The following is a 24,400-nucleotide window of genomic DNA, read 5'->3' as shown; positions in this document are numbered from 1 at the left end:
TGATGTTCCACTGATTCGCCCCCACTCAATCATACCAATTGCCCAGTTGCCCAGAAAACACCAGTATCTGCCCAAATTAAGTTTAGAACTATGGCTGTCAGCAAACAAGGGGGCTATTACTGGGTTATTACTGGGCAGCACAGGAGCTGAATCAGTTGCTAAGCAATGCCCACATTGAATTAATTGTTGAGGAGTCGGTTGGGGCACAGCAAAATCTTCAGGCAATTGCCACTGGCACTGCGGATCTCGCCTTTATTCATCTCGCCTTTATTCAAATGGATGCTGCCGCCTTTTAAGCAAAATATGATCTGGCGAATGGGACAAATAGGAGCGACCAGATTTACATTTTTGCCCCTACCACAGACGAAACACAGATGAAACCATTCACTTAGTCAATTCATTAAGTCAATTCATTAAGTCAATTCATTAAGTCAATTGCTTAACAAATTTCAAGATTCGATCGCAGCCCTTTTCGATCGTGGCCAGGTCAGTGGCATAGGAAAGTCGCAAATTACTATCCATACCAAAGGCGATTCCTGGGATCAAGGCCACATTCTCAGCTTCCAAAAGCTGCTGTGAAAACTTGAGCGAATCGATGCCCAATTCTTTGATGCTGGGGAACATATAAAATGCACCATCGGGCTTAGGGCAATTAAACCCAGGGATTGCATTGAGCAGTTTAAACATGACCTCACGTCGCTGGGCAAACGCCTGCCGCATTTCCTCCACGCAATCTTGCGATCCAGTCAGTGCCGCCACGCCGCCATATTGGGCAAAGGTACAGACATTAGAGGTACTGTGACCTTGAATGGTGGTAGTAGCCTTGATTAATTCCTTGGGCGCAGCCAGATAGCCCAATCGCCAGCCAGTCATAGAATAGGCCTTGGCAAAACCACTACTAATAATGGTGCGATCGTGCATGGCTGGGCTCACCGCGCCAAGACTCAGATGTTTTGCGCCATCATATAAAATCTTTTCGTAAATCTCATCCGAGACAATCCAGACCTGTTCGTGGCGCTCTAGCACTGCGGCCAAACCCCTGATTTCATCGGGTGTATAGACCATGCCCGTGGGATTAGAAGGTGAATTGAGCACAAACAGTCTGGTACGATCGCCGATCGCTGCTTCCAGTTGCTCTGGCGTGATTTTATAGCCACTGGTTTCATCGGTATAAACCAGCTTAGGCACTCCACTGGCCAGTTTGACCATTTCTGGATAGCTGACCCAATAGGGCACCGGGATAATCACCTCATCACCGGGATTGATCATTGCCATCATCAGGTTATAGAGCGAATGCTTGCCGCCATTGGTGACAATAATTTGCTCCGGTGCAAAGTTAAGTTGATTATCGGCTGCTAGCTTGTTGGCGATCGCCTGGCGCAATTTGGGAATCCCCGCCGCTGGTCCATATTTAGTTTTGCCATCATCCAGGGCTTGTTTGGCCGCCGCTACCACATGAGCCGGAGAGGGGAAGTCTGGTTCGCCAGCACTAAAACTGCAAACATCCACGCCTTTAGCTTTTAAAGCCAGTGCCTTGGCGGTGATCGATAGGGTCAAAGAGGGGGTAACTTGGCTAACTCGATCGGCTAATTGCATATTTCTTGATCGCTTATCTTGATCGCTAGGTTAATGGTCAATACTGCTGATGTTCTATGACTCAATTAGCAAAGCATTTTAGCAAGTTATCGCGGGGGGGATTGTTATTTGGTCACTAAAATTTATAGACCCCTCCCTCGCCTCTGTGAAAACCAAATTTATCTAAACCTGCCTGATCGGCAACGATATTAACTAGACTTGAAAAATTGATCAAAATATTCAGCAAATTGCGCCCATTGCTTCCCACCAGCTAAACTCTTCATACCATCAACTTAATTAGTTGAGCATCAGCTAAAATTGTCATGCGATCCGATCGCAATTCCCCGTTGTTTTAATCTGCGTTGTTAATCTAATGGCCGATCGCTATGTGCGTATAAAGACTGGAAAAGGTAAAATCCATTATGGTCTGCTGGAGCTGAATCAGTCAGTGAAGCTTCTGGGTGGCCCCCCTTGGTTGGGTGGTCAACCAAATGGAGAGTTGATTGCGCCAGATACTTACAGGTTGCTGGCTCCTTGTAAACCAAGCAAAATCGTTTGTGTTGGTCGCAACTATGCTCAACATGCCCAAGAGCTAGGCAATGAATTACCCCAAGAGCCGCTCTTATTTCTCAAGCCCCTAAGTAGTATTTTGGCACCGGAGGGAACAATTCTGATGCCAGCACAGTCACAGCAGGTAGACTATGAAGGAGAGCTAGCTTTGGTGATTGGCTCTTATTGTGCTAATTACTCAGTTAAGCAGGCCTTGGGTGTGGTGTGGGGCTATACGATCGCTAATGATGTAACTGCCAGAGATTTGCAGCGTAAAGATAACCAGTGGGTGAGAGCCAAGGGATTTGATACTTTCTGTCCGATTGGGCCTTGGATTGTCCGCGATCTCAACCCTTCTGCCAGGCTGCAAACAATAATTAGGGGCAAAGATGAACCAGTGCAATCAGCTACGATCGATCAAATGGTATTTTCTCCCGAAGTTTTAGTCTCTTATATCAGTCAGATTATGACCTTAGTGCCTGGGGATATTATTCTAACTGGTACGCCAGCGGGCGTGGGGCCATTGCACGAGGGCGATCGGGTCTCGGTGGAAGTTGAAGGGATTGGCAAATTGCAAAATAATGTGGGGCTGCGGCCAGCCATGCCACCGGAGCCGGAAGACACTGGTGATACAGCATAGGCTAAGGTTTGCGGTGAACTAGAACGCTCCGATCAACAAAAAGGAATGTCGATACTGACACATTGCTGACATATTTATGGTTGTGGCGTTACCATGCATTGATGTTCGCTCGGCTTACAAAGCTGTAAATTTGCCATTAGTTCTGGTTTAACGTCTGTTTGAGCAAAAACGATCGCTAGCAGAGCAATTGTTTGCTTAGCCGATCGCCAGCAACGACAAGTTAGGAGTTCCCAGGCAAGATCAATCAAACTCAGAATGGTTTAGATCTAAATTGATGTTTAGTTTGTATGTATTTGGATTGTATTTGGATTTTAAGTTAGGTCATTTGATGGGGGTCAGAATTATGTCTTTACCAGTAAAAAATAATCGCATCACAGAATTGACATCTGCTCAAAAAGATTTCGATCATAATTACCTTAAATTATTGAGATTGGGGCTCAGTAAAGGTGTAAGTCTGGGTTTAGGTACGATCGCATCGATCGCTAGTTTTGCCACCCTGGCTGCGTTGCCAATCAATCACGCCAGGGCTCAAGCACCAGTACCCACCGAAAGCCCAACCGATGCAGGATCGCCCACGCCAACTGATAATCCTAGTGATGTGGAAGTTAGCACCGTAGAGCGATTTTCCTGTCAGGTGCAAAATGGGCAACATGTGGTGATGTATCAACCCAAGAGCCAGCCCGATCAATATTTTCCCTGGGCTCAGCCCTCGGCAATGGGTGGTGGTTGGTCACCGGAGCGGCGTTGTTTTGAAATCAGTCGTCGCCTCGAATTCTATCGTCCCGATGGCCTGGTGGAACTGCGTACCAGCACTGAAAATGGCTATAACATTCTCTGTGCCACCACCGAAAACAGGGGCGATTGCCGGATTGTATTAACTGTACCGCAGGGCGCTGACCCTACCCTGGTGCGCGATCGCGTGTTTGGCAATCTGGCCACTGCCGATCGGGGTGAAACGACCACCGCCGTGCCCACCTTTGTCGAAGGCGATCGCAATGTGCTCAATTCCCAAGTGCCCGAATTGCTTGGCCTGCCAAATGTCTCTACGATCCCAGAACTAGGCAATTTACCCAATAATATTCCTAATCTGCCTGGCACAATTTCTACCCCTGGTTATAGTGGCACGGGTATTTATTTAAAACCATTTCTAGATCCAGCCGATGGTGGCACTGGTGCAAGACTGGTGAATGGTGTGAGCCGTAGGGGCGCTCGCCTTAGTCCTAACAACTTTCGCTGATTAATCTCATTTTACTTGCAGCAATAAAACGTTACAAAATATGTGCCGTATCGGTAATTTAGCCGTTGAAACTGTTACCAAAACAATAGAGAATTAAACATGTAAACATAATTTTGGTTTACAGTTCATTGTTAACGGAGTGTAGCTTTTATGGCAGTAGAAAAGGTTAATTCTTCCTCGAGCCTTGCCGAGGTTGTCGATCGAATTTTAGACAAAGGTATTGTCGTTGATGCCTGGGTTCGTGTTTCTTTAGTAGGGATTGAACTCTTGTCAATTGAAGCAAGAGTTGTAGTTGCTTCTGTGGAAACATATCTCAAGTATGCAGAGGCAGTTGGACTGACAACTTCTGCAGCAGTACCTGCCAGCTCCTAGGCTTTATTTGTTTAATTTAAGTGTAAGTTTTAACTAAGTTTGGTTGAGTTTAACTACTCATAACTATGGCTTAGTTATAGCTCACTAGGGGGATTTTAGTCCTATGTTTGGCTGAGCAATTTAACTGATGTTACCGAACTTTTGGCTTAATTAAATTTAGGTATAAGTGCGGTTTAAAGGGGACGTTTTTACGTCCCTCCATATTTATTCTGGGTCTATTTTGGGGTTTGGTATATGGCTTCAATCATGCAAAAATTAGCGATCGAACGGGCAAAACGACTACAGGCAAGAGCCGATGCCCTACAGCAACTTGAACAAGAACAAGCACAGCGGGCAGCAGAGTTTGCCGCCCAAGCGGAAGCTACAACTGATTTTTTAGCGAGCGCAAGACAAAGAAGGGTGGCATCAGAACAAAGCCGGCAGTTGAGCGCGGAGCAAGCTCAGAATCAAAGGCTTGCTGCTGCTCAAGACCGATCGCAGCAGACCCAGGAAAAGTTAGCTCAGCTCAATCAAGAGCGATTAGATATTGCTAGCCGTGACAGGATGCTCCGATCGCTGGAAGTACAAACCAGAGCTTCGATGGTGCAATCGCAACTGGTGCAACAACAGCAGCAACGCCTAACTGATGCCGCCGAGGCCAGTGATCAACGGGGACAAGAATTCCAGGCCAGGGCGATCGCCATGCAGGATCAACTCAGCCAAATTAGTCAGGAACGATTAGCCAACGCTGCAATTGATGCTAATGCGCGGTTAGTAGAAATGACCACCCGCACTGCCGCGATCACGGCCAAACTAGAAGAGATCCAGAGCCAGCGGCTAGCCGAAGCTGATAAAGCAATCCGCGATCGGATGCAAGAGTTCCAAGCCCGCGCCCAGTTAACCCAATCCCAGCTAGAGCAAATTGGCCAGGATCGTATTACTAATGCCAAAGCAGATGCGGACGATCGCCAATTGGATGTGCAAGTTCGGGCTGAGACAGTCCAATCGCAACTCGCTGACTACCATGAAGATCGCACCAGTATGTCGGCAGAATTAGCGCAAGAGTTGGCTGACTATCGCCAAAAACTAACCCAGTCAATTTGGGGCATGGACTATAGCGAAGTGGTTACGTCTGCCAAGGAGATTACTCCCCCACCGGCCAAGCCAAAATCTTCGCGTCGTTCTAGTTCTAAGGCCAAAAAACAAACCAAACCTGCCCCAGCACCTAAGCCAGCCACACCTCCAGCCGCCGCTGAGTCTAGTGATAATGCTGCCCAGGAAACGGATAAAATTGAAACCTTTATCCAGGGTTATGTAAAGGAAATGAAGGGCAATCCATCGTTGATGGAGGTGGTGGAAGATCGAGAAGCAGTCCGCGATCTGCTTGCTAAGGGGGCTAGTACCCTGGCGATCGATCCGTCGGAGGTCTTGAATACGCTTTTGCGCATGGTTGAAAACGCTTAAGATCGTATCCTTTAACTGGTTAGTCCGTGAGTTGGATCGTCAAGTTTGGTTAGTAAGCTGAGTTAATCAACGATTGACAAACTGATACTGATGAAAAAATATTTAGTTTCTGCTTGCGAGACTTTTTGAATTCAGCTCCTAAAGTCTAATTCAAGTAAATACTTAAGTTAGTATCTTTTCAAATTATGCTTTAGCTTAATTCCTAATAATTGCTTTTGACTTTTTGAGTTGCTGAACTGTGGTGATTGAAACAACGAAATTCAAAAGACGCAGTGCATTATTTATTGCTTAGCTATCAAAAATATATAAATAGCTTGTATTAGCAACTTATAGTTATTAAGTTAGTGGAAACCGCCCTCAATACCTTGCGTCTTAATTCAGTAATCTGAGGCTTTGAACGGCATCAAAAATAACAAGTAAAAAGTAGCTCAATGATAATTTCCCGATCGCAGTTGTTTGCTAATTGTGCATCATTTAAGCGATCAAAAAATTGCTTAAGCTACTCAAGCAATCCCTGATTAAATCCCTAATTCAATTAGGTCTTAAAGTTATATAGTAATCGCCAATTGTCTCCTGAGTAGGAAGGGGTTTAGGCAAGCCCAGGTCAATTTATTAGCTTAGGTTCTGGGCAGCTTAAAAATAGTGTAAATCAGCTTGGTGGTGGCAAAGTCAAATCAACTTTATTTGATTTTGATTGGTTCGATCGATAAATTCTCAGGCGTTCAGCTTAGCCAGACTAATTATCTTGAAGAAGTGGAGCTTATCCTGAAGAAGTGGAGCTAACCACACTTTCTCGATCGATATTTACCAGTTACTCTAAATGCACAACCTTAAATTTAAAGACATAGAAAAAGGCGATCGCCATGACCACAGTTCTTCACGCTAATCCGCGCCAGTTCATTAGCACCGACTTCACTAAGCAGATTGCTAGGCGATCGCTGCGCTATTTGCAATCGGGCTTTGCGATTCACTTGCGTGGCCCGGCCGGTGCTGGTAAAACCACCATGGCAATGCACCTGGCTAGCCTATTGGGGCGACCAATGGTATTAATTTACGGCGATGAAGATCTCAAATCCTCCCAATTGGTGGGCTCTAATTCCGGTTACACCCGCAAGAAGGTAGTAGATAACTACATCCACTCGGTTTTAAAAGTCGAAGATGATATGCAGCGTAGTTGGGTAGAATCACGGCTGACCCTGGCTGCCCGCGAAGGATTTACGCTGATTTATGATGAGTTTAATCGCTCCCGCCCAGAGGTAAATAATGTATTGCTAAGTGCCCTGGAAGAAAAATTAATTGTGTTGCCGCCGGATAGCTCCCAATCGGAGTATGTGCGGGTGCATCCCCAATTCAGGGCAATCTTTACCTCCAACCCCGAAGAATATGCTGGTGTTCATGCCACCCAGGATGCCCTGCTCGATCGCATGATCACAATTAATATTGGCGAAGCCGACATTGAGACGGAAAAACTAATCCTGACCGGGCGGATTGGCTTGGGGCCGACTCAATCCTTGAAATTAATTAACCTGATTCGCAGCTTCCGTCGCCGTTGTGAGCAAACTCAAACCTCTAGCTTACGTGCCTGCTTGATGATTGGCCGCATTTGCCATGAGCATGAAATCCCGATCTCTGGCCAGGATGAAGATTTTCGTGCCCTCTGTGCCGATGTGCTCCTGTCCAAGGCCGCCGCAATGGCAGAAGCCACCGTGGCACTGACTAAATTGCTAGATCAGTTGCCTTAGCAGATCCAGAGCTTTAGGCAATTACTCAAATCATATCCACAGAATATAGGGATGGTAGATCGTGATATTGGCTGATATTTAATATTAATTACAGGCGCATGATTGTTTGCGATCAAGGCATAAGCTACTAGCTACTTCGATCGCATCCTGCCATCAGTCCCTGTGAACCAATCTACGCGCTATTGACGCTTAAAAACCTTGCATCCCATTCCCAAAACTTGAACTAATAGCTGAACCAGAAACCAGATGGCTAAACCCCCAACCAGTGTCGGTGGCTCTACTCTTGCCGATATCCTAGAGCGAGTCTTGGATAAAGGTATTGTGATCGCTGGTGATATCACCGTATCGATCGGGGATGTGGAATTGCTCAGCATTCGGATTCGCTTGCTGGTGGCATCGGTCGATAAGGCCAAAGAGATTGGCATTAATTGGTGGGAATCTGACCCCTATTTGAGTACCAGGGCGCAGGAATTGATGATGGTGAATCAAAAATTGCTGGAGCGGGTGAGTAATCTAGAGCAAGAATTATTGTTGCTTAAGGGTGCTGAGGATGAAAAAGCGGCTCTGCCCAAGAATAGACAAACAAAGTAGTTTCCGCAATTGTTTTAGGGTATTGCGGCCAACCTGAGCATCTAGATTTGCTTGCGGCGCATAAATTTGTTATTATTAAAAGCTGTTGAATCGCAATCGAATCGCATAAGTGTCATATTAGGAAGTGCCTAATTCATTGGCTGGGTTTGGATTGAGTCTACATTGAGATTGAGTCAATATTAAATTAACCCCAAGCGATCGCTGAACCATAGCAATTAAAGGCTTGTTGTGGTTATCTATTCAAAATATTCTGATATCTGATATTAGTGAAAAACCTGATATTAGTCGCAGTACATTAGGCAAAAGCAAATCATAACAACCAAACATGGCTAAGAAAAGCATGATTGAGCGCGAGAAAAAGCGCCAGAGACTAGTAGAAAAATACGCAGCCAAGCGTGAAGCTTTCAAAGCGCAGCTTTCAGATGCCAATCTGTCACAGCAAGAAAAGCTAGAAGTGCATCGTAAATTGCAACAGCTTCCCCGCAACAGCTTCCCCACCCGCCTGCGCAATCGCTGTTGGATGACTGGTAAGCCCAGGGGCTATTACCGTGATTTTGGGCTGTGCCGCAATGTCTTCCGGGAAATGGCGCATCAGGGGGTATTGCCTGGGGTCAGAAAGGCTAGCTGGTAAATTTAACTCTTGAGTATTGCTAATATTTGCCTGGATGAGCTTATGTGTGTAGCGATTATGTGTAGCGATCGCACTGTGAATCAGCGATAGGCCAGTGAATTAGGCATCTTGCTCTTTAAATATTTAAATATTTAAATATTTAAATAACTTAATACTTGCATAACTTTTACGATCGCCTGGTCTTGAACCTTTGTTGAGGTTTGTACCGGGCGATCGCTGTTTGTGTTTGCATGAATTTTGAATGGATTTTGGATGGACTGAGTGGCGCTGCGATCGTGATTAATTCCTAATTGGGGATCGCCACCAGATTATGAATTTGTGCCACAGGGCTAGCACAGGAGCCACTCAACGGATTTTGCGTTTGCACGACTATTTGCTTTTCCGTTTCCACCAGATTGACTAACTGAGTCACCACAATCCCGGCTCGATTATTGGCTTGCTGTAATAAACCATCGGCACATGCGGCCTTTACCACCCGGCGCAAGGTCTCGCGTTGAGCCAGCGATTGTAATTCAGGCGCAGTATCAGGCCCTAATCCCAGGAAACCGCGATCGTAGCTATAGACCCGCGATCGCTCCACGTCGATTTTATGGTCAATAATTTGCGCGGCTGGCAACTCAATCATGATCCGATCATCCAGCACTTGCACATCCTCTGGCGTTAGCTGCGATAGATCAACTCCTGCCCTCACTTCACCCCTAGCCAAATATAGCAAGCGGGTAGTACCGACCGTAAAACTACCCAGGGTGGCTTCCTGTTTGGTTGGCACCACTGCTTCCATCACATAAATCGCGGTGGTTAGCTCACTGGCATCGCGCACTTGCTTCACAATTAAAGACTGAATATCAACCTCTGGCTCGGCTTCTTGGATGCTAAATAGGGCGATCGCCTGTTCAAAGAAGCCCCCTCCCATTCGCCATACGCCAACACCAGCCACCACGGCAGCCAGGAAAATTGTAAATTTGATCGTTGCCCAGAAATTTTTCATGAGTGCTCTTTTTCCTGTGATGGCATAGGGGGTTAATTAAAGGTTAATTAAATTAGTGCGGCTAGCTCTTTAATTGTAGCCAATTGCTCTTATGCAAAACGCCAATCTTGGTAACTCAGATGGGCAGAATTTCAATCTTTCAAGCTCAGAGCCAAGCCTGCTTAATCTAGTGAATATGGAGATAACGCGATTAGATTAATTCTAAAAAAGCTGAGATTAGCTCTGGATTGAGGCGTATCGCTTAAGCCTTGCCCATAAAATTGCTGCGCTCTTTAGAACCATAGTACGCTCAATCGTAATCGCTCTCTTAGCCATGCCCGATCGCACCGCAAACAACTTAAACTGCATCTAAATCAAGCTGACCCTGGTAATTATCAAATTAAAATATCAGAGCAAATAAGAACAGAGCGTGAATATTGGTGAGTTAACCATGGCAGGATGGTTTAGTCAATTTATTAACTAGAATTATTAACTAGAAGCAATCTAAACACAGATGATTAGGTTGCTTGATCAGGGCTAGCAGAGCCGATCTTTCCTGGAGCTGAACAGAGGCAATGCAGTTAAATAAAACATCTTAGAAGCTGAGCCCATGCATTACTCTGCCCGGCCGATCGCCCTGCTAGAGCCGCTAATCAAACTAAATTCACTAAAATAAGAAATAAACTGACCCAAGCGATCATGAGCGGTAATTGATCTTGCAGTATACTACTGGAATAATAAGGGACATATCCATGCTGGCACTTGAATTCACTTAGCAGATTGTACGTATTAACAGATAAGTGAAATCGCAGATAGCAAATGAATCAGGGACAAATCAAGCTTAACGATCGCGCAAGTTGGGCTCTTTTCGATCGGCTCGATCGGCGAGTTGTTTCTGAATCTAGATTGCAAGATTAAGGTCTAATCAACCCTAGTTCTATTAAATAAATTACCTGCTACTTACAGTGCTAACCTGCTCATTTGAGGATGCCCTTTGAATAATTCAGGCAAAGACATGACCAAATCTGACTCAGCGCCAAAGTTCCGTAAAACTGGGGGGCTAAAAACCCTATTGGTAGTGATGATTATGTCAGTGGTTGGCCTAACCGCTGCCTTTGTCTATTTGCCGTGGCTTTGGACTTCCCAAAAGAATATTGATAAGGTCATTGGCGAAGTTAACAAAGAGATCGCCAGGGGCACTTCAAATGAAGTAAGTAGTATTTTCAACAATGTCCAGTCTGCCCAGACTTTAATTAAAACATCATTTGAGTCGGGGGTGGTTGATCCATTCGATCGCGCGCAAAGGGATGATTTTTATTTAAATGTGTTGCGCAGCTACCCCAATTTTACCTGGGTCGTATTTGGTTATACCGAAACCGGTAATTTCATTGGTGCCAATCGGAGCGAGGATGGTTTTTTATATGTAGTCGATCGCACCTATGATCCCGAAGCCAGCTTAACCACCAGAGTCTCGCAGAAATACCAAGAATTAACCAATGGCGATGTGGCCTTTGTAGAAACGCAATCTTTGCAACAGGATTGGGTACTCACCAAACGGCTCTGGTATCAATTGGCGATCGCCGAGCCAGAGGAACAGACCTGGACTCCGGTCTATAAATTTACCACCGGTAATATTCCTGGCATAAATTCTTCCGTTACCTATCAAAGAAATGGTGAGCTAGTCGGTGTCATTAGTATTGCCTTTGGCCTCAGGAGTATTTCTGAATATCTAGAAGGTATTTTAGGTGATCAGAATGGAGCCATTTTTGTGATTAATTCCAAAGGAGAGTTGATTGCCTTCTCGGATCCACAAGAACTGACTCAAACTCTATCAAATCAGGAAAAGGAAGCAAATTTAAAGAGTTTGTCAGAAGCTAATGATACCTATCTGCAGTTTGCGAACCAGGCGCTTAACGCGGAGCAAATTCTTCTCAGTGAAATGACTGAGTTGGAAAGATACGAATTTACCGATCCAGCGACAGGCGAAAAATATGTGATCTCGGTTTCTCCCTTAGGCCAGCTAGATTGGTATGTTGGTACTGTTATTCCAGAATCGAGATACCTGGGAGAAATTGAGCGTAACAATATTAATCTGTTGATAATCATTGTCTCGCTGGTAGTCATTTTGGTGGTGGTATCAGTATTTATCTCCGATCGCACCTTGGCCAAGCCCCTGAGTAACCTGACTAACGCGGCGATCAAAGTGGCGCTAGGCGATTTGAGTGTCAAAGTGCCAGTGCAAGGTAATAACGAAATTGGCACCCTGGCGCGGGCATTTAATGAGATGACAGCGCAACTGAAGTTATCCAATGAAAAGCTGGAAGAATATAATCACACCCTAGAACAAAAAGTTAACCAGCGTACGGGTGAATTGAAGGCCACGATCGACAACATGGTGGATGGCCTGGCTCTGGTAGATCCTAGTAACCACATTACCCAATTCAATCCAGCCCTGGTGGATATGATGGATCTAGAGCGTGAGGTAATTAACCAGCAGCCCTGCACCCATATTTTTCAATCGGAGATAATTGAGCTGATCGAGAAAACCCGTCGTTCCTATAAAGAGGTTTTTACCACTGAGTTTTCGCTGCCAGAGCAAAGGATTGGTAAGGCTGTAGCTACTTCTGTGCTCAAATCAAGCACCACCGAAGGAGAGCCGCCAGAATATATTGGTTCGATCGTGATTGTGCGTGACATTACTGTCGATAAAGAAGTCGATCGCATGAAAACCGAGTTTATCTCCACCGTGTCCCACGAACTGAGAACGCCTCTTACCTCGGTGTTGGGCTTTGCTAAGTTGATCCAGAAAAAACTGGACGACAGCATTTTCCCCAATGTGACGATGGAAGAGAAGAAGGTGAAGCGATCGGTTAAGCAGGTGGGCGAAAATATTGGCATCATTGTGTCAGAGGGAACCAGACTAACCAAGCTGATCAATGAAGTGCTGGATGTGGCCAAGATGGAAGCGGGCAAGCTGGATTGGCACATGGAGCCCTTGACTGCCGATGAAATTGTCGATCGCGCCCTGGCAGCAACTTCAGCCCTGTTCGAGCAAAAGGGGCTAGAACCAATCAAAGATGTGCCCATGAGCATGCCTGGCACCATTGGCGATCGGGATCGGCTAATTCAGGTGGTGATTAACTTAATCTCAAATGCGGTGAAGTTTACCGATCATGGCTCGGTGACCTGCCGTGTTGCTAAATCAGATGATGCCTTAGCGTTTAGTATTATCGATACTGGTATTGGTATCTCCAAAGCTGATCTACCCAAAGTATTTGAGAAATTCAAGCAGGTGGGAGTCACTCAAACCAACAAACCCAAGGGGACTGGTCTGGGGCTGGCGATCTCCAAGGAAATTGTGGAGCATCATGGCGGTCGCATTTGGGTAGAGAGTGAATTGGGCGTAGGTACTACTTTTTCCTTTACGCTACCAATCTTGTCTGAATCAACCTCCCTGGGTAGCAGTGGTGATCTAGCGGCTCAGGTGGACGTGCGTGATGAGCAAACTATGGCGCGGCTCAATTCAATCGCACCGCCTCAAGTAACTACGTCTAATCAGCCAGCTCAGGTTGTTACTACGATTCCACTTAATCCTAATCCTGCTCAACCCGATCGCCAGGCGTTAAGCGGTTTGGCCAAACAATTGGGGCAATATGTCAGCGTTGATCGTGATGCAGATGATATGAAGGGACGTAGCATCCTGGTGGTGGATGATGATGCCAATATCCGATCGCTGTTGCGCCAAGAGCTGGAGGATCAGGGTTATCAAGTGGTAGAGGCTGAAGATGGTACCGATGCGATCGCCAAAATTAGAGATCATCGCCCTGATCTGATTACCCTCGATATAGCCATGCCCGGTATCAGTGGGTTTGATGTGGCGGCAATTCTGCGTAATGACCCAGCCACGGCCAATATCCCCATCATTATTATTTCTGCCTTCGAAGATCAAGAGAAAGTATGTCGCTTTGGGATCGATCGCTATCTTGCTAAGCCGATCGAAGGCGATCAATTGCTAGCAGACATAGGCGAACTACTCAGCCGCACTGAATCTCGCAGCAAAGTGCTGGTAGTTGATCAAAATCCCTCCTCAATTCAAAAATTGGTAGATGAGTTAGCCGCCAAGGGCTATTTGGTGTCAACGATCTATAACAGCTCCGAAGCAGAAATCATTGCCAAGGCCAAATCAGAACTCCCTGATATGATTGTGGTGAATACGGAGTTTCTCAAACAAAGTGAAATTGTCAAAACGCTGCGCTTGGAAGCTGGGCTCGAAAATCTCACCTTTGTCTGTTTTTAAACCTCTCAGTTTAGCGATAATATCTATACAGGTTAATCAGGCTAAGTTAATCAGGCATCCTTGCTACAATCGATCTAGAGAACCTAACTCTTAAGGATTAAAAAGGATTAAAGCCGATCGCCTGGTTGGACCTGTTGCCTTATAAGTGATGTATGATAGGCACGGATTCTTATTGACTAGATGGTTATAATCAAAAATATAGATAGCCAATTGCGCCCAGGTGAAAGTTCACCAAAGGGCTGCGGTTGCTGGGACTGATCACTTGGCAGCGATCGCCAAAAGGCTAGCCTGGCAGCTAATGAACCATAATGTTGCTGCATTGATATTATTTAGACCTAGAATTGATATTATTTAGACCTAGATCAGAACCTAGCAGAACTTGCTTGGCCTTTATCGCCTGGCTGGAAAAACTGGGTAGACTTACCTAATACATGTATATTTTGGACATCTTGAGCATCTTGGACATCTTGAGTATCTTGAGCATATAGGTGTTGGCGCAAATTATGATCGAAGTGACGGCGATCGATATGGGCAAAGCTCAAGTGAGAATTATTTTAAGTCAAGCCGCTATGTAAATTTGCGATCTAAATTTGTGATCTAAATTTGTGATCTAAATTTACTGTATGGCAGCTTGGGGGAACCTTGACTGGCAAGTTATTAAGTAATACCAATACATCAAAATGCTTGATTATCAGTCCTGATCATATGGACTATGATTGGGTCAGAGTCGCATAGAAACCAATCAAGGATCAACTCATCAACTGAACTTGATGGCAAGTTAAGTACACACCAGCATGCATTAAATACGCATTAATTCTATGTTTAGTCCTCGCCTGCGATATTTGCGATATTCAAAAATAGCCAAGCTGGTTTGTTTGGCCTGCCTCTCTTTTTTGCTGGTTGTTTCTACGGTAGTGGCCACAAATAGTGAGAATAATCTATCTGCCAATGTAGAGCAGACAATTATCGTTAATCCCGATGATTATTTAAATGCGATCGATTTTGCTGCAGAACTGGATACGGAAGAGGGGCTACCCGATCTAAAATGGTTCTCGCTCAACCCAGAAGTATATTTACACTGGCATGTGGCAGCTGTTCCCAATAACCCTGCAACCTTGGTGGTAAAGCCAAATTGGGTCAGTCGAGATGTCGAGAAGAAATCAATCTTAATCTTGATGCCCAAGCGATCGTCGGTATATGGTGTGGCGGTGTCAACTACGCTAAATATTTTTAAGCAAAAGAATATTGCGGCAGATTTTACGATCGTTAACTACGGCACGATCGAGCCCTATGGTTTGGCATTGTTAGAAAAAGCTAAACAGGACAACATCGATTTGATCTTTAGTGTGGGCTCAGTTTCCACGGAATTTATCCAGGAAAACTTCTTGGGCAGTAAAATTCCAGTGGTTACCAGTGCCTCAAAAGATCCGGTACTTTTAGGGCAAACGGACAGCTATGAGCAAGGTAGTGGTACAAATGTTGCCTACACATCGATCAGCCCACCCTTTGGCACTTTGCAGACCTATCTGCTGGAATTAAAGCCGGAGCTAAAAAATATTGCCATTCTCTATGCCGAGAAAAATATTAGCGCCGTTAAAACCCAGGTAGAGCCAATGGTTAAAATTGCTGGTGAACTGGGGATCAATGCCTGGCGCTATGGGGTAGTCGATCGGGAGCAAGCCAGAGAAGAGCTGATTTCGTTGGTTCCCCAGGCGGTCAAAAAAATGCAAGAGAGCGATCCGACCCTGGAAAATAGTATTTTCTTGATCACTGGCAGTAGCTCAGTCTATCGGGAGATTGCTACAATCAATGAATATGGCGGGCGGGTCATGTCAGTGGCAACGCTGCCAGACGTGGTGCAAGAAGGCGACGAATCTGCGGTACTTTCGATCGGCGCACAGATGCAAAACGTAGCCAACCTGGCAACTCTCTATGGCACCAAGATTATTAATGGCGAAGCCAAACCAGGCGAATTAGAAGTGGGGATTGTCTCGCCGCCTGATATTGCCATTAGCTTTCGTCGCTTGAGGGCAACGGGCAACAAAATCCCGTTTAACTTTTTCGAGTTGGCTAGTTTTATTTATAACTACGAAGGCATGACGGTTCGAGCCCTAGGGCAAAATGTGGCGACCTAGCGAGTCTAATTAAATTTGATTGATTAGACTTAGACTTAGACTCAGAATTAGACTTAAATTATGTAGCGGTGCCAAACTCTTCGAGCAAATACTCATCAATGTCATCGGCGATCGAAGCCACAATTGCAATTACCCGTGAGATCTCGCTGGGATAAAGGTCTTGTACCGATCGTGTTGACAGCACCAATACACTATCATTCTGGATCGCATACCTTGCTTCAAAGGTATCCGCTGCATTTTTCTCCAGCAAAAACCGCATCATTCTGGCCTCATCCTTGACCGGATAAGACAAAACCTTTGCCAGCACCGTAAACATGTCTGATGGTTCTTCGCCAGTGATATTCACAATCACTTCTACTGTGCCATAGCGAAATTTCCAGGTGTCACCGGTTTGATTAACTACAGCGGTATTATCAGCATCCATACTGGCAATCACCGTTTGGATTGTTTCAGCATGGTTAAGTCCACTACTTAGATCGACTTCCTGAAGAGGGATTGTAGCTTCCATTGTATTTATGTCAGTAGATACCATCGTAATAAATTATTAACCCTGTTAAACAATAGTGACATGACTAGTCTATACCATCAATCGTTTGCCTTGCCTAAGCTTTCTTAATGTTTAATCAAGTCGGATCATAACTTGTAAATTAGCAATTAATTAATTTACTTAATTGTCTGAGTAAAAATAAATAGCATTGCATAATCCAGGTATGAAAACGCCGTCAACAAAAATCTCAAGCATATGGCTGGAATCAGTTTGACCAATTGTATGATCGTTAAATCATCCTACCAATGTGCAACGCCAAATAAACAGCTCGATCGCTCAATATGAATTATGAATATGGATCCTGGGTCGGCCTAGCGATCGCCAGGATTATAGTTGATCAGCCTAGCGCATGTGGGTTAATCGTTAAGAGTGCCGAGTTAATCAACCAATCGATCGTGGGCATGATTGAATTAGTCTTTACAAGTAAAATTAGTCTTTAAAAATAAAAGCTAACTTGAGGTAGTAATCATGGGTAGAGCAATTGGCATGTTAATTGGCTTGGGCATCGTTGGTTATTTGAGCTTTACGATGTTCGCACGCCCTAGTAGTGAGGCACCAGATGCCACATTGATCGATAAACCAGCCGAAGCGCAGCGGGATGTAAATAAGTCACTTGATCAAGCCGAAAAAGCCCGCGAAGAAGCGCTAGAAAAGTCTAAATAAGCGTCAGTGATTAAATAATCAAAATTAAAGTATGCTAATCAAAATTAAAGTATGCGATCGCCAGTAATTTTCATCTTCACGATTTTGCTAATTTCCGCCGCCGTCTCTGCTGTGATTATTTATGGCAGTGATTATGTGCCTGCTCTGGCGAATGATGCCCTAGGTAATGGGACAAAAAATTCGATCGCCCTGTCAGCGGTTACCCTACCTGTGATTGGTCTTGGTCTGTTGCTGTGGTGGCGTAAATAAAATTTGATTTTGTCATATTTGATTGATTCATTCACAGCAGTAAATGGCGAATTTTGGCAAGAATCGATAATTGCTCACAAATACAAACAGCAAATCAATTAAACTGCCATCACCTGGATAGAATCGTCTTAATTATCAACATTATCAACTGAACAAGTTTCTAAGATTTCCACCGGATCACCCACCCGCAAAACCTTACCCGCCTCGGTGGGGGCAGCAATGTTGGTATTGATTGCCAGTCGATAAAAATGATTAAACCGCGATCGGGTTGCCCAGTCTGGTAGCGTTTCTGTCCGTTTTTGCAGAAAGGTTTTTTGAAAGCCAGCATAACTCTCGCCCGTGAGCGGATCGCGGGTGGGTACAATGCAGCGCTGGCAGGGATTAGTGCCAACAAATTCCACCGTGCCAATTTTAAATCGCACTAATTGCGTTACTTCACCATAGAGCTGCTCCTCCCAGAAAGGCAATATATCAGCGATCTCCAGGTTGGTGCGAAACCGCAGCCGCAGTTGATTTTGGTCTAGTTCTGGAAACCATTCAGTCATTTTGGCGATCGTGGCGGTGCTGATGATTGTGGGTCCAGTGGATTTTTTATCGTCGGGAAAGCCAGTGCTCAGGTTTTCCTGGAGCGTGACCGCAAAACCAAAATAATCACTGAGCCAGTTAACTAATGCCTGGCGATCGCCCTCTAGATTAAACCTGGCGCGATTGCCGCCGTCTTGCCGACTTAGTTCTACCTGGCGATTGCTCAGGTCATAGCTAGCGCGGATTTGATGCACCTGCTGATTATTCTTGCCATTCACATATTTCCCCTTGCTGTCAAAGATCGCAAACTGGCGATCGCCCACCAGTGATCCACCAGTTTGAATCTGCGCTTCAGACACAATCACGCCATCGAGAGCCTTGATTGGAAAAATATGAATACTGGCGAGGTGGGGCATAGGAATTTTTTAGCAATAGTCAGCAATTATCGATCGCAGCCTGATTTTAAGATTGGCATGGGCTAGGCTGCTGATTTGTTATTTAATACCGATTTGTTATTTAATTTAATAAGGTAGTAATAAAAATTTGAATTGGTAAGGTTTAAAAATCAATGGGTGAATTTACAAATGCATTGGTGATTCCGGTGGTGATGGTGATGGTGGGAATCGCCTTTGGTTATTTTCTGCTCAATGCCGAAGGTAGCGAGGAGTAAGTATTCGAGGAATAAGTATTTAAATTAAGTAATTAATCAGCTTAATTAATTCAGGTGGGCAATGCTCGCCTTTTTTATTTTCGATTTCGGCGCTGCTTATTGGTGCGCTATCTCAAGCAATATTATTATTCAAGCTCAATATCGCTACCGATGATTCAATCATGAATTAGCGATCGCCACATCAGCCAGAACCCAATCCCGAATCAAAGCATTCACCTCCGCTGGCGTATCATCATGGGGGCAATGGCCAGAATTTAAATAATACTCAGTTAGATCCGGGTAATATTGCTTGAATTTTGCGCCCCTGGTCTGAGCCTTAATCCAGGGATCACCCTCACCCCAAATCATCAGCAAAGGGCAAGTCGTTGTCTTCAGTAATTCATCTACGGTTTTGCCCTGGCGAGAGGTAAAGATTGCTGCAAATACTTGCGCAGCCCCTGGATCGCAAGCAGGGCGATAGATATCTTCCACTAGGCGATCGGTAACCTGGTCTTTATTGACGTAAACCTGGAGCAGGGTTTTACGGATTTGCGATTTCCGCTTTAGCGATCGAAACAGTAAATAACTAGCCCAGGGCTGCTTCAGTAGCGATTGAACCAACTTCCCAGCGATCTTTTGGGCAGGGTTAACTTTCTTCGCTCCCAGCGGGCTAGTGTCGCTAAAGGGCCCGGCACTGTTGAGCAAAACTAAACCATTAACTGCTTCATGATATTCCGCCGCGACGCACAAGCAGGCATAGCCCCCCAAAGAGTTACCAGCTAGCACTGCCGGACGTTGGATAATTTGATTGATAAAATCATGCAGTTGTTCACGCCACAACTCACCGCTATAGGTGCAATTAGGCTTAGCCGATCGCCCAAACCCCAACAGATCGATCGCCCACACTTCAAATTCCTGGCTCAATTCGGCAATATTCTTGCGCCAATGGTCAGTGGAAGCACCAAACCCATGCACCAACAATAAAGGTGGTAGATCAGGGTTCTGACCTGCTTTGACATAATAAATTTGATCATCGCGCCATTGCCAATATTGCCCTGATCCGGTTGCTGCCGCATCCAGGTTTTCGATCGGGGTGGTTTGCAGATTGGAAGCCATTACTTTAATACCTAACTTTAAACTTTAATACCTAAGAAGAATCACAATAGAAATCGCGGCAGAAATTGCTGAAATACATATCAGCCAATATATACATTTATATATCTTTACAGTTATCCTAGCCTCTACCATAAGCTATGATTGCTTTACTCGATTGCCCCAATCTGGTAAGTATCTATCTTGCGGATGCTATGCCATTAAGCAAACTAATCTTCGGCTAATTTAAATCCGAGGGATCGCAATCCAGATATCGCAATCCAGATGCAAGTAACTACTCGATCAAATCAGCAACCATGATCATTCTCGTGGCCAACCACTAATCCACCCATCCTCAACATATGAATTTAGGAAGAAGTCGTCGTCCTGCTGTTGTCTCCCCTCCCATTTCAGTAAATTTATTGCGTGAGGGGATTGTTGAGTCAACCCATATTTGTAAGGTGGCGATCGCAGATGCAAGGGGGCGAATTCTCTCGGCGGCGGGTGACCCTGCCACTGCCACTTTTGGGCGATCGGCACTCAAGCCGATTCAAGCGATCGCTGTTTCTGCCACCGGCGTAATTGAGCGGTTCAACCTTTCTGAAGCTGATTTAGCAATCATTTGTGGTTCACACCAGGGCTCGATCGGCCATGCTCGGCAGGTGTTTAATATTCTCTGGCGCTGTGATGTGGAATCAACCACCCTCACTTGCCCAGTGCCTAGCAATGCTACCAGCCCGCTGCAACATAACTGCTCTGGCAAACATGCTGGTATGATCGCCGTCTGTCAGCATCACAATTGGTCACCCACTGGCTATGCAAATCGCAAGCATCCAGTCCAAACACTAATCCTCAATAAAATGGCAGAATTGCTCCATATCCCAGCGGCGGAGTTAATCTGTGCCCATGATGACTGTGGTGTGCCCACCTATTTATTAGAAATTGGGCAGATGGCCAATTTGTTTGCCCAGCTATCCTCCCGTGAGAATCTTCACCTGGAGCGGATCAGTCGAGCGATGGTATCAGCACCGGAGATGGTGGCGGGGGTTGGTGAGTTTGACACCGAGTTGATGCGACTGAGCCAGGGCACGATCGTAAGTAAATCTGGGGCAGAGGGTGTTCAGTGTATTGGTCGCATGGGTGAGGGATTGGGTATTTCGATCAAGGTGATGGATGGAGCCAAGCGGGCTAAACATGCAGCCGCGATCCATATTTTGCGCCAATTGGGCTGGATCTCGCCCAGCGTGGCCGAAAGTCTGGCGGAAATGTTTATGACCTTTGGCAATTATAAGCGCCTGGAAGTGAATGGCGAGCTTTCAATGGCTTAAGGATCGAAGCTATAGACACTTAAAGAATAACTTAAAGAATATAAAAGCTTACATGGCTTGCAACCGGTTGAAGGAGGCCAGTTTAATTTGCTTTTTGTGGGGTAATAGGTGAGGGCGAGCAATCCCAAAGCCTTGGCCAAAGTCAACCCCCTGCGCCAGACAGAAATCAATATCTTCTTGATCTTCTAACCCCTCGGCGATCAGCTCAATATTCATTTCGTGGGCTGAAGTGATTAGGCTTTTAATTAATACTTGCTTCATTGGATAGCTACCACAACCACTCACCAAGCGCCGATCGAGCTTGATAATATCAGGATGCAGCTCCATCAGATAATGGTCAGAGGCCACATCACCATATAGATCGTCAACGGCGATCCTGAATCCACGGGAGCGCAATTTATTGATCGCATTTGCCAACTTCGATCGATGATTCAGGGCTTCTTTTTCGGTTAGCTCAAACACAATTTGCTCTGGGTTAATTCCCAACTGCTGCATTTTATGGATTGTGTCATCGAGAAAATGCGGATGATTGAGAATTGAATTGGGAATAATGTTGATAAAAAAGGTGGAATTAGTATCTAAGGCAGCGATCGCTTCCAGGCAAGTTTCGCGTGCAGCCTGATCAAACTCATGAATTAGGCCAGTTGCCTCGGCTGCCTCAATCAGCTTGCCAGCACTTAAATATTCACCCTCAGCAGAAAGCGCTCTGACCAAACATTCATGGGCAACTACCTTACCCGATGGCATTTCCACAATTGGCTGATATTCAAAGAAAAATTCTTGATTATCTAAAAAGAGCTGCAAAAACCAGTTGTAGCGATAGCAGGCTACAAAGTTACTCAGTGGCTGCGCATCTAAAAACTCAACCAGCAGATGTTTGGAGTCAAGCGCCGATCGAGTTAGCGTGAATCTCGATAGGGTCTGACTCACTTCCGCAACCCGCTGCCCCAGCTCCGAAAAACAATCGGGCAGTTCATTATCTTCAACAACCTTATATAGCAACTGTGAAGCAACAGGAGCTACGTTGAATCCTAGGCTTGTCAAAACTTCATATGTCTGACCGCTATCGGGCTGAATAACTAAGCTAAGCTGCGAATCAGAGAGCCCTGGCTCAGAACTAGCAAGCATGTTACCAATATCTATACATTGAGGATTAACCATTGAACCATTCAATTATTAACTAGCAATTACTAGAAAGCCAGCAAAAGCTAAAAACTTTACCTTTTCCCCAAACCGCTGGCATAAATCCAGCTCCGTAACCCATAAATCCTGCTTACTAGATCTAAATAAACTTAAACTTAATGAGTGAGCCCAAACATTAGGTTCAATTCCAAATCTCGGCTGCTTCGATCGAAGCTTTCAGATAAATATCTTTTGGGCAAAAAGATAAATCTGGCTAGCGATCGCCAGTCACCTGATATGAATTATTACTATTACTCGATCATCAATTTGGCCTTCACACATTAAATCAATGTTAAATATGCTAACTATTGTTGTCAAAATAAATCTGTCTTACAATTAGCTACCCAGAGCCAACTGGCAAACTATCCTTATCATTTATTACTATAGCCAATTATGATTGAATCTTGGGGTAAAGGCTAGAAATAATTACTAGGCCAAATGCTTTAAGTAATTAATTTTTAGCCAAGATAAACAAACTCCCTTCATTGCCACGCCCGATCCGTACATCCTGGTCGAGATAGGTTGTTTCTAGCCAACCTCTTTGGTTGGGGTTCTTGATCGCAAAATCGATCGCCCATAGTCTCTTATCTGTCTGCAACAGATCAACATATGGTTTTACTTGTTGGTAGCCTAACAACCATTGGGTACTAATCACAAATCGTTCAAAATTAACTTTAACGCGGCGATCGGCATTTTCGGCTGCGGCTGTGAAGTTTGCACAAACACTGACCAGGCCACTAAAGGGAGTCAGGCCAGTAATGCTATTTACCTCTGCCACATTATAGATTTTGCCGGCCTCAGCCCTGATGCACTGATATATTTGCCCCAACTTGAACCCAGGCAATCGATTTAGCCCCAATAGCTCGTCACTGGTGGTAAACAATAATCGCCAATCACCGCTGAGCAGGTGTGGCAATTGATTTGGGCTGGGATTAGGGTTGGCGGATTCCAGATAGGCAGTGGCCGAAAAAATTGCTTTTCTCTGGTCTTCGGTGGCTGCCAGTCCCCGATTGACATTGGCGATCGCTTTGAGTAATTCTTCTTTCTTGCCCATGGCTCAATTAGTTCTTGTAGTTCTTGGTTGTTGATCATGCTTTACTAATGTCTTAAACCAAACTATGGCAATGGCAAACTTGCGCACGACATAGATTGCCAATCCGCAAAGTAGATATTTATCTGTACTTACATATTCACTTGGCCATATTTACTGAGCCATATTTACTGGGCCATATTGACTTAGTAGGTGGAATGGAATGGTGCTAAAGCATGAGAGCTGATTTATTTTTATTTCAGCTTTTGCTTGATAAATGCCACCAACTGCTGGATTTGCTTGTGCTGGATCGCCACCTGTTGCTCCATTAGCTTGATCCGCTTATCTAATTCATCAATGTTGCGAGCGCGAGCTTCCAGGGCTTCTAGGCGGCTGGCCACAACCGCATCAACCGCCGCTGCGCCAGCGCTATCGGTTGGGGTGGCCGTAACTGACTCTGGCGGCAGTTTCTTGGACAAGTCGATCGCTTTTTTGATCCCCGCAATCAACTCCTTTGATTCAAAGGGCTTTTCAATAAAAGCAAAATATTTATCCTCAAAGGGCTCTGAGATCTTGCTAGTGACTTCTTCTTTCCGCCCAGACATCAACAATAGAGGGATGCGGCGCAGCTCACTATTCTTCTGCAAGTTTTCGTACACTTCAAACCCACTCATGCGGGGTAGCAAAAAATCGAGCAAAATCATCCAGGGCTTTTCCTTCTGGATCATTTCCAGGCCCCGAATTCCGTCTGGTGCTTCGATCACCTCAAAATTGCCCGGCGGCAACATATCTCGCACCATATTCCGAATTACGCGGCTGTCGTCGATGACTAATATTTTGTGAGCTGCCACGGCTTAAATCCTCTGAATTCCTGCTACCTTAAACCTGAGATTTGAACTTAATTGATCCTGACCGCTGCCACGATCGAGATTGTACTAGAACTTTGCGCGATCGGA

General features: G+C 45.2%; 23 protein-coding genes. 14 read left to right on the top strand and 9 right to left on the bottom strand.

The window, feature by feature from the left end; translation table 11 throughout:
• The first annotated feature begins 155 nt into the window (after window positions 1–155).
• Window positions 156–296, top strand: a complete 141-nt coding sequence (locus PSE7367_RS21785) for a hypothetical protein (RefSeq protein WP_156800338.1) — start codon at window positions 156–158, stop codon at window positions 294–296.
• 130 nt (window positions 297–426) lie between these two features.
• Here PSE7367_RS21785 and PSE7367_RS04030 read toward each other — a convergent pair whose 3' ends face one another.
• Window positions 427–1,596 (bottom strand): pyridoxal phosphate-dependent aminotransferase, encoded by a 1,170-nt coding sequence (locus PSE7367_RS04030; RefSeq protein ID WP_015164088.1) that lies wholly within the window; start codon window positions 1,594–1,596, stop codon window positions 427–429.
• A gap of 352 nt (window positions 1,597–1,948) precedes the next feature.
• On the opposite strand from PSE7367_RS04030, the gene PSE7367_RS04025 reads away from it, so the two are divergent.
• The 7 genes from PSE7367_RS04025 to rpsN all read left to right on the top strand — a co-directional run bounded on the left by PSE7367_RS04025 (window position 1,949) and on the right by rpsN (window position 8,780).
• Window positions 1,949–2,764, top strand: coding sequence for a fumarylacetoacetate hydrolase family protein (locus tag PSE7367_RS04025; protein WP_015164087.1), 816 nt, complete (start codon window positions 1,949–1,951; stop codon window positions 2,762–2,764).
• Window positions 2,765–3,107: 343 nt separating this feature from the next.
• Window positions 3,108–4,001 carry a COP23 domain-containing protein gene (locus tag PSE7367_RS04020; RefSeq protein ID WP_083883885.1) on the top strand — a complete coding sequence of 298 codons (894 nt, stop codon included), beginning with the start codon at window positions 3,108–3,110 and terminating at the stop codon, window positions 3,999–4,001.
• A gap of 150 nt (window positions 4,002–4,151) precedes the next feature.
• Window positions 4,152–4,373 (top strand): gas vesicle structural protein GvpA, encoded by a 222-nt coding sequence (gene gvpA, locus PSE7367_RS04015; protein ID WP_015164085.1) that lies wholly within the window; start codon window positions 4,152–4,154, stop codon window positions 4,371–4,373.
• 234 nt (window positions 4,374–4,607) lie between these two features.
• Window positions 4,608–5,816, top strand: a complete 1,209-nt coding sequence (locus tag PSE7367_RS04010; protein ID WP_156800337.1) for a coiled-coil domain-containing protein — start codon at window positions 4,608–4,610, stop codon at window positions 5,814–5,816.
• 863 nt (window positions 5,817–6,679) lie between these two features.
• A complete protein-coding gene (gene gvpN, locus PSE7367_RS04005; protein WP_015164083.1) occupies window positions 6,680–7,558 on the top strand; it encodes a gas vesicle protein GvpN in 879 nt (292 codons plus the stop codon).
• 246 nt (window positions 7,559–7,804) lie between these two features.
• Window positions 7,805–8,149 carry a gas vesicle protein gene (locus PSE7367_RS04000; RefSeq protein WP_015164082.1) on the top strand — a complete coding sequence of 115 codons (345 nt, stop codon included), beginning with the start codon at window positions 7,805–7,807 and terminating at the stop codon, window positions 8,147–8,149.
• A 325-nt stretch (window positions 8,150–8,474) separates the two neighbouring features.
• Window positions 8,475–8,780, top strand: a complete 306-nt coding sequence (rpsN, locus tag PSE7367_RS03995; protein WP_015164081.1) for a 30S ribosomal protein S14 — start codon at window positions 8,475–8,477, stop codon at window positions 8,778–8,780.
• 286 nt (window positions 8,781–9,066) lie between these two features.
• Here rpsN and PSE7367_RS03990 read toward each other — a convergent pair whose 3' ends face one another.
• Window positions 9,067–9,768, bottom strand: a complete 702-nt coding sequence (locus PSE7367_RS03990) for a DUF4230 domain-containing protein (RefSeq protein ID WP_015164080.1) — start codon at window positions 9,766–9,768, stop codon at window positions 9,067–9,069.
• Between the two features lie 994 nt (window positions 9,769–10,762).
• Here PSE7367_RS03990 and PSE7367_RS20100 point away from each other — a divergent pair.
• The gene (locus PSE7367_RS20100; RefSeq protein ID WP_051037859.1) at window positions 10,763–14,044 is read left to right on the top strand and encodes an ATP-binding protein; all 3,282 of its coding nucleotides are present in this window, start codon (window positions 10,763–10,765) and stop codon (window positions 14,042–14,044) included.
• A gap of 362 nt (window positions 14,045–14,406) precedes the next feature.
• Here PSE7367_RS20100 and PSE7367_RS21780 read toward each other — a convergent pair whose 3' ends face one another.
• Window positions 14,407–14,586, bottom strand: coding sequence for a hypothetical protein (locus PSE7367_RS21780; RefSeq protein WP_156800336.1), 180 nt, complete (start codon window positions 14,584–14,586; stop codon window positions 14,407–14,409).
• Between the two features lie 276 nt (window positions 14,587–14,862).
• On the opposite strand from PSE7367_RS21780, the gene PSE7367_RS03980 reads away from it, so the two are divergent.
• Window positions 14,863–16,179, top strand: a complete 1,317-nt coding sequence (locus PSE7367_RS03980; RefSeq protein WP_015164078.1) for an ABC transporter substrate binding protein — start codon at window positions 14,863–14,865, stop codon at window positions 16,177–16,179.
• Window positions 16,180–16,237: 58 nt separating this feature from the next.
• Here the strand turns inward: PSE7367_RS03980 and PSE7367_RS03975 are convergent, their stop codons facing one another.
• Window positions 16,238–16,687, bottom strand: a complete 450-nt coding sequence (locus PSE7367_RS03975; protein WP_015164077.1) for a YbjN domain-containing protein — start codon at window positions 16,685–16,687, stop codon at window positions 16,238–16,240.
• A gap of 507 nt (window positions 16,688–17,194) precedes the next feature.
• Between PSE7367_RS03975 and PSE7367_RS03970 the strand changes: the two genes are divergently transcribed.
• Together PSE7367_RS03970 and PSE7367_RS03965 are read left to right on the top strand one after the other, a co-directional pair.
• On the top strand, window positions 17,195–17,389 hold the full coding sequence (locus PSE7367_RS03970; RefSeq protein ID WP_015164075.1) for a hypothetical protein: 195 nt from the start codon (window positions 17,195–17,197) through the stop codon (window positions 17,387–17,389).
• Window positions 17,390–17,440: 51 nt separating this feature from the next.
• Window positions 17,441–17,638 carry a hypothetical protein gene (locus tag PSE7367_RS03965; RefSeq protein WP_015164074.1) on the top strand — a complete coding sequence of 66 codons (198 nt, stop codon included), beginning with the start codon at window positions 17,441–17,443 and terminating at the stop codon, window positions 17,636–17,638.
• 128 nt (window positions 17,639–17,766) lie between these two features.
• Here the strand turns inward: PSE7367_RS03965 and PSE7367_RS03960 are convergent, their stop codons facing one another.
• Complete coding sequence (locus PSE7367_RS03960; RefSeq protein WP_015164073.1) at window positions 17,767–18,579, bottom strand: MOSC domain-containing protein; 813 nt, start codon at window positions 18,577–18,579, stop codon at window positions 17,767–17,769.
• A 152-nt stretch (window positions 18,580–18,731) separates the two neighbouring features.
• Here PSE7367_RS03960 and PSE7367_RS03955 point away from each other — a divergent pair, with 152 nt between their 5' ends.
• Window positions 18,732–18,833, top strand: a complete 102-nt coding sequence (locus PSE7367_RS03955) for a PetM family cytochrome b6-f complex subunit 7 (RefSeq protein ID WP_015164072.1) — start codon at window positions 18,732–18,734, stop codon at window positions 18,831–18,833.
• A gap of 159 nt (window positions 18,834–18,992) precedes the next feature.
• Here the strand turns inward: PSE7367_RS03955 and PSE7367_RS03950 are convergent, their stop codons facing one another.
• A complete protein-coding gene (locus PSE7367_RS03950; protein ID WP_015164071.1) occupies window positions 18,993–19,928 on the bottom strand; it encodes an alpha/beta fold hydrolase in 936 nt (311 codons plus the stop codon).
• Window positions 19,929–20,266: 338 nt separating this feature from the next.
• Between PSE7367_RS03950 and PSE7367_RS03945 the strand changes: the two genes are divergently transcribed.
• Window positions 20,267–21,232, top strand: coding sequence for an asparaginase (locus PSE7367_RS03945; protein WP_015164070.1), 966 nt, complete (start codon window positions 20,267–20,269; stop codon window positions 21,230–21,232).
• Window positions 21,233–21,280: 48 nt separating this feature from the next.
• Here the strand turns inward: PSE7367_RS03945 and PSE7367_RS03940 are convergent, their stop codons facing one another.
• From PSE7367_RS03940 to PSE7367_RS03930, 3 genes are all read right to left on the bottom strand, one after another.
• Window positions 21,281–22,393, bottom strand: coding sequence for an EAL domain-containing protein (locus PSE7367_RS03940; RefSeq protein ID WP_015164069.1), 1,113 nt, complete (start codon window positions 22,391–22,393; stop codon window positions 21,281–21,283).
• Between the two features lie 472 nt (window positions 22,394–22,865).
• Window positions 22,866–23,468 carry a PAP/fibrillin family protein gene (locus PSE7367_RS03935; RefSeq protein ID WP_015164068.1) on the bottom strand — a complete coding sequence of 201 codons (603 nt, stop codon included), beginning with the start codon at window positions 23,466–23,468 and terminating at the stop codon, window positions 22,866–22,868.
• Window positions 23,469–23,698: 230 nt separating this feature from the next.
• Window positions 23,699–24,295 (bottom strand): response regulator, encoded by a 597-nt coding sequence (locus PSE7367_RS03930; RefSeq protein WP_015164067.1) that lies wholly within the window; start codon window positions 24,293–24,295, stop codon window positions 23,699–23,701.
• Window positions 24,296–24,400: the final 105 nt, after the last annotated feature.

It is taken from the genome of Pseudanabaena sp. PCC 7367 (genome assembly GCF_000317065.1).
GTDB classification, from domain to species: Bacteria; Cyanobacteriota; Cyanobacteriia; order Pseudanabaenales; family Pseudanabaenaceae; genus Thalassoporum; species Thalassoporum mexicanum.
Note: the sequence above shows the minus strand (reverse complement) of the source record. Positions and strands in the feature narration are given on the sequence as shown.

Coding starts and splice junctions, on each gene's coding strand:
- PSE7367_RS04030 (WP_015164088.1), bottom strand. CDS start 1,596: ATGCAATTAGCCGATCGAGTTAGCCAAGTTACCCCCTCTTTGACCCTA.
- PSE7367_RS04025 (WP_015164087.1), top strand. CDS start 1,949: ATGGCCGATCGCTATGTGCGTATAAAGACTGGAAAAGGTAAAATCCAT.
- PSE7367_RS04020 (WP_083883885.1), top strand. CDS start 3,108: ATGTCTTTACCAGTAAAAAATAATCGCATCACAGAATTGACATCTGCT.
- gvpA (WP_015164085.1), top strand. CDS start 4,152: ATGGCAGTAGAAAAGGTTAATTCTTCCTCGAGCCTTGCCGAGGTTGTC.
- PSE7367_RS04010 (WP_156800337.1), top strand. CDS start 4,608: ATGGCTTCAATCATGCAAAAATTAGCGATCGAACGGGCAAAACGACTA.
- gvpN (WP_015164083.1), top strand. CDS start 6,680: ATGACCACAGTTCTTCACGCTAATCCGCGCCAGTTCATTAGCACCGAC.
- PSE7367_RS04000 (WP_015164082.1), top strand. CDS start 7,805: ATGGCTAAACCCCCAACCAGTGTCGGTGGCTCTACTCTTGCCGATATC.
- rpsN (WP_015164081.1), top strand. CDS start 8,475: ATGGCTAAGAAAAGCATGATTGAGCGCGAGAAAAAGCGCCAGAGACTA.
- PSE7367_RS03990 (WP_015164080.1), bottom strand. CDS start 9,768: ATGAAAAATTTCTGGGCAACGATCAAATTTACAATTTTCCTGGCTGCC.
- PSE7367_RS20100 (WP_051037859.1), top strand. CDS start 10,763: ATGACCAAATCTGACTCAGCGCCAAAGTTCCGTAAAACTGGGGGGCTA.
- PSE7367_RS03980 (WP_015164078.1), top strand. CDS start 14,863: ATGTTTAGTCCTCGCCTGCGATATTTGCGATATTCAAAAATAGCCAAG.
- PSE7367_RS03975 (WP_015164077.1), bottom strand. CDS start 16,687: ATGGAAGCTACAATCCCTCTTCAGGAAGTCGATCTAAGTAGTGGACTT.
- PSE7367_RS03970 (WP_015164075.1), top strand. CDS start 17,195: ATGGGTAGAGCAATTGGCATGTTAATTGGCTTGGGCATCGTTGGTTAT.
- PSE7367_RS03965 (WP_015164074.1), top strand. CDS start 17,441: ATGCGATCGCCAGTAATTTTCATCTTCACGATTTTGCTAATTTCCGCC.
- PSE7367_RS03960 (WP_015164073.1), bottom strand. CDS start 18,579: ATGCCCCACCTCGCCAGTATTCATATTTTTCCAATCAAGGCTCTCGAT.
- PSE7367_RS03955 (WP_015164072.1), top strand. CDS start 18,732: ATGGGTGAATTTACAAATGCATTGGTGATTCCGGTGGTGATGGTGATG.
- PSE7367_RS03950 (WP_015164071.1), bottom strand. CDS start 19,928: ATGGCTTCCAATCTGCAAACCACCCCGATCGAAAACCTGGATGCGGCA.
- PSE7367_RS03945 (WP_015164070.1), top strand. CDS start 20,267: ATGAATTTAGGAAGAAGTCGTCGTCCTGCTGTTGTCTCCCCTCCCATT.
- PSE7367_RS03940 (WP_015164069.1), bottom strand. CDS start 22,393: ATGGTTAATCCTCAATGTATAGATATTGGTAACATGCTTGCTAGTTCT.
- PSE7367_RS03935 (WP_015164068.1), bottom strand. CDS start 23,468: ATGGGCAAGAAAGAAGAATTACTCAAAGCGATCGCCAATGTCAATCGG.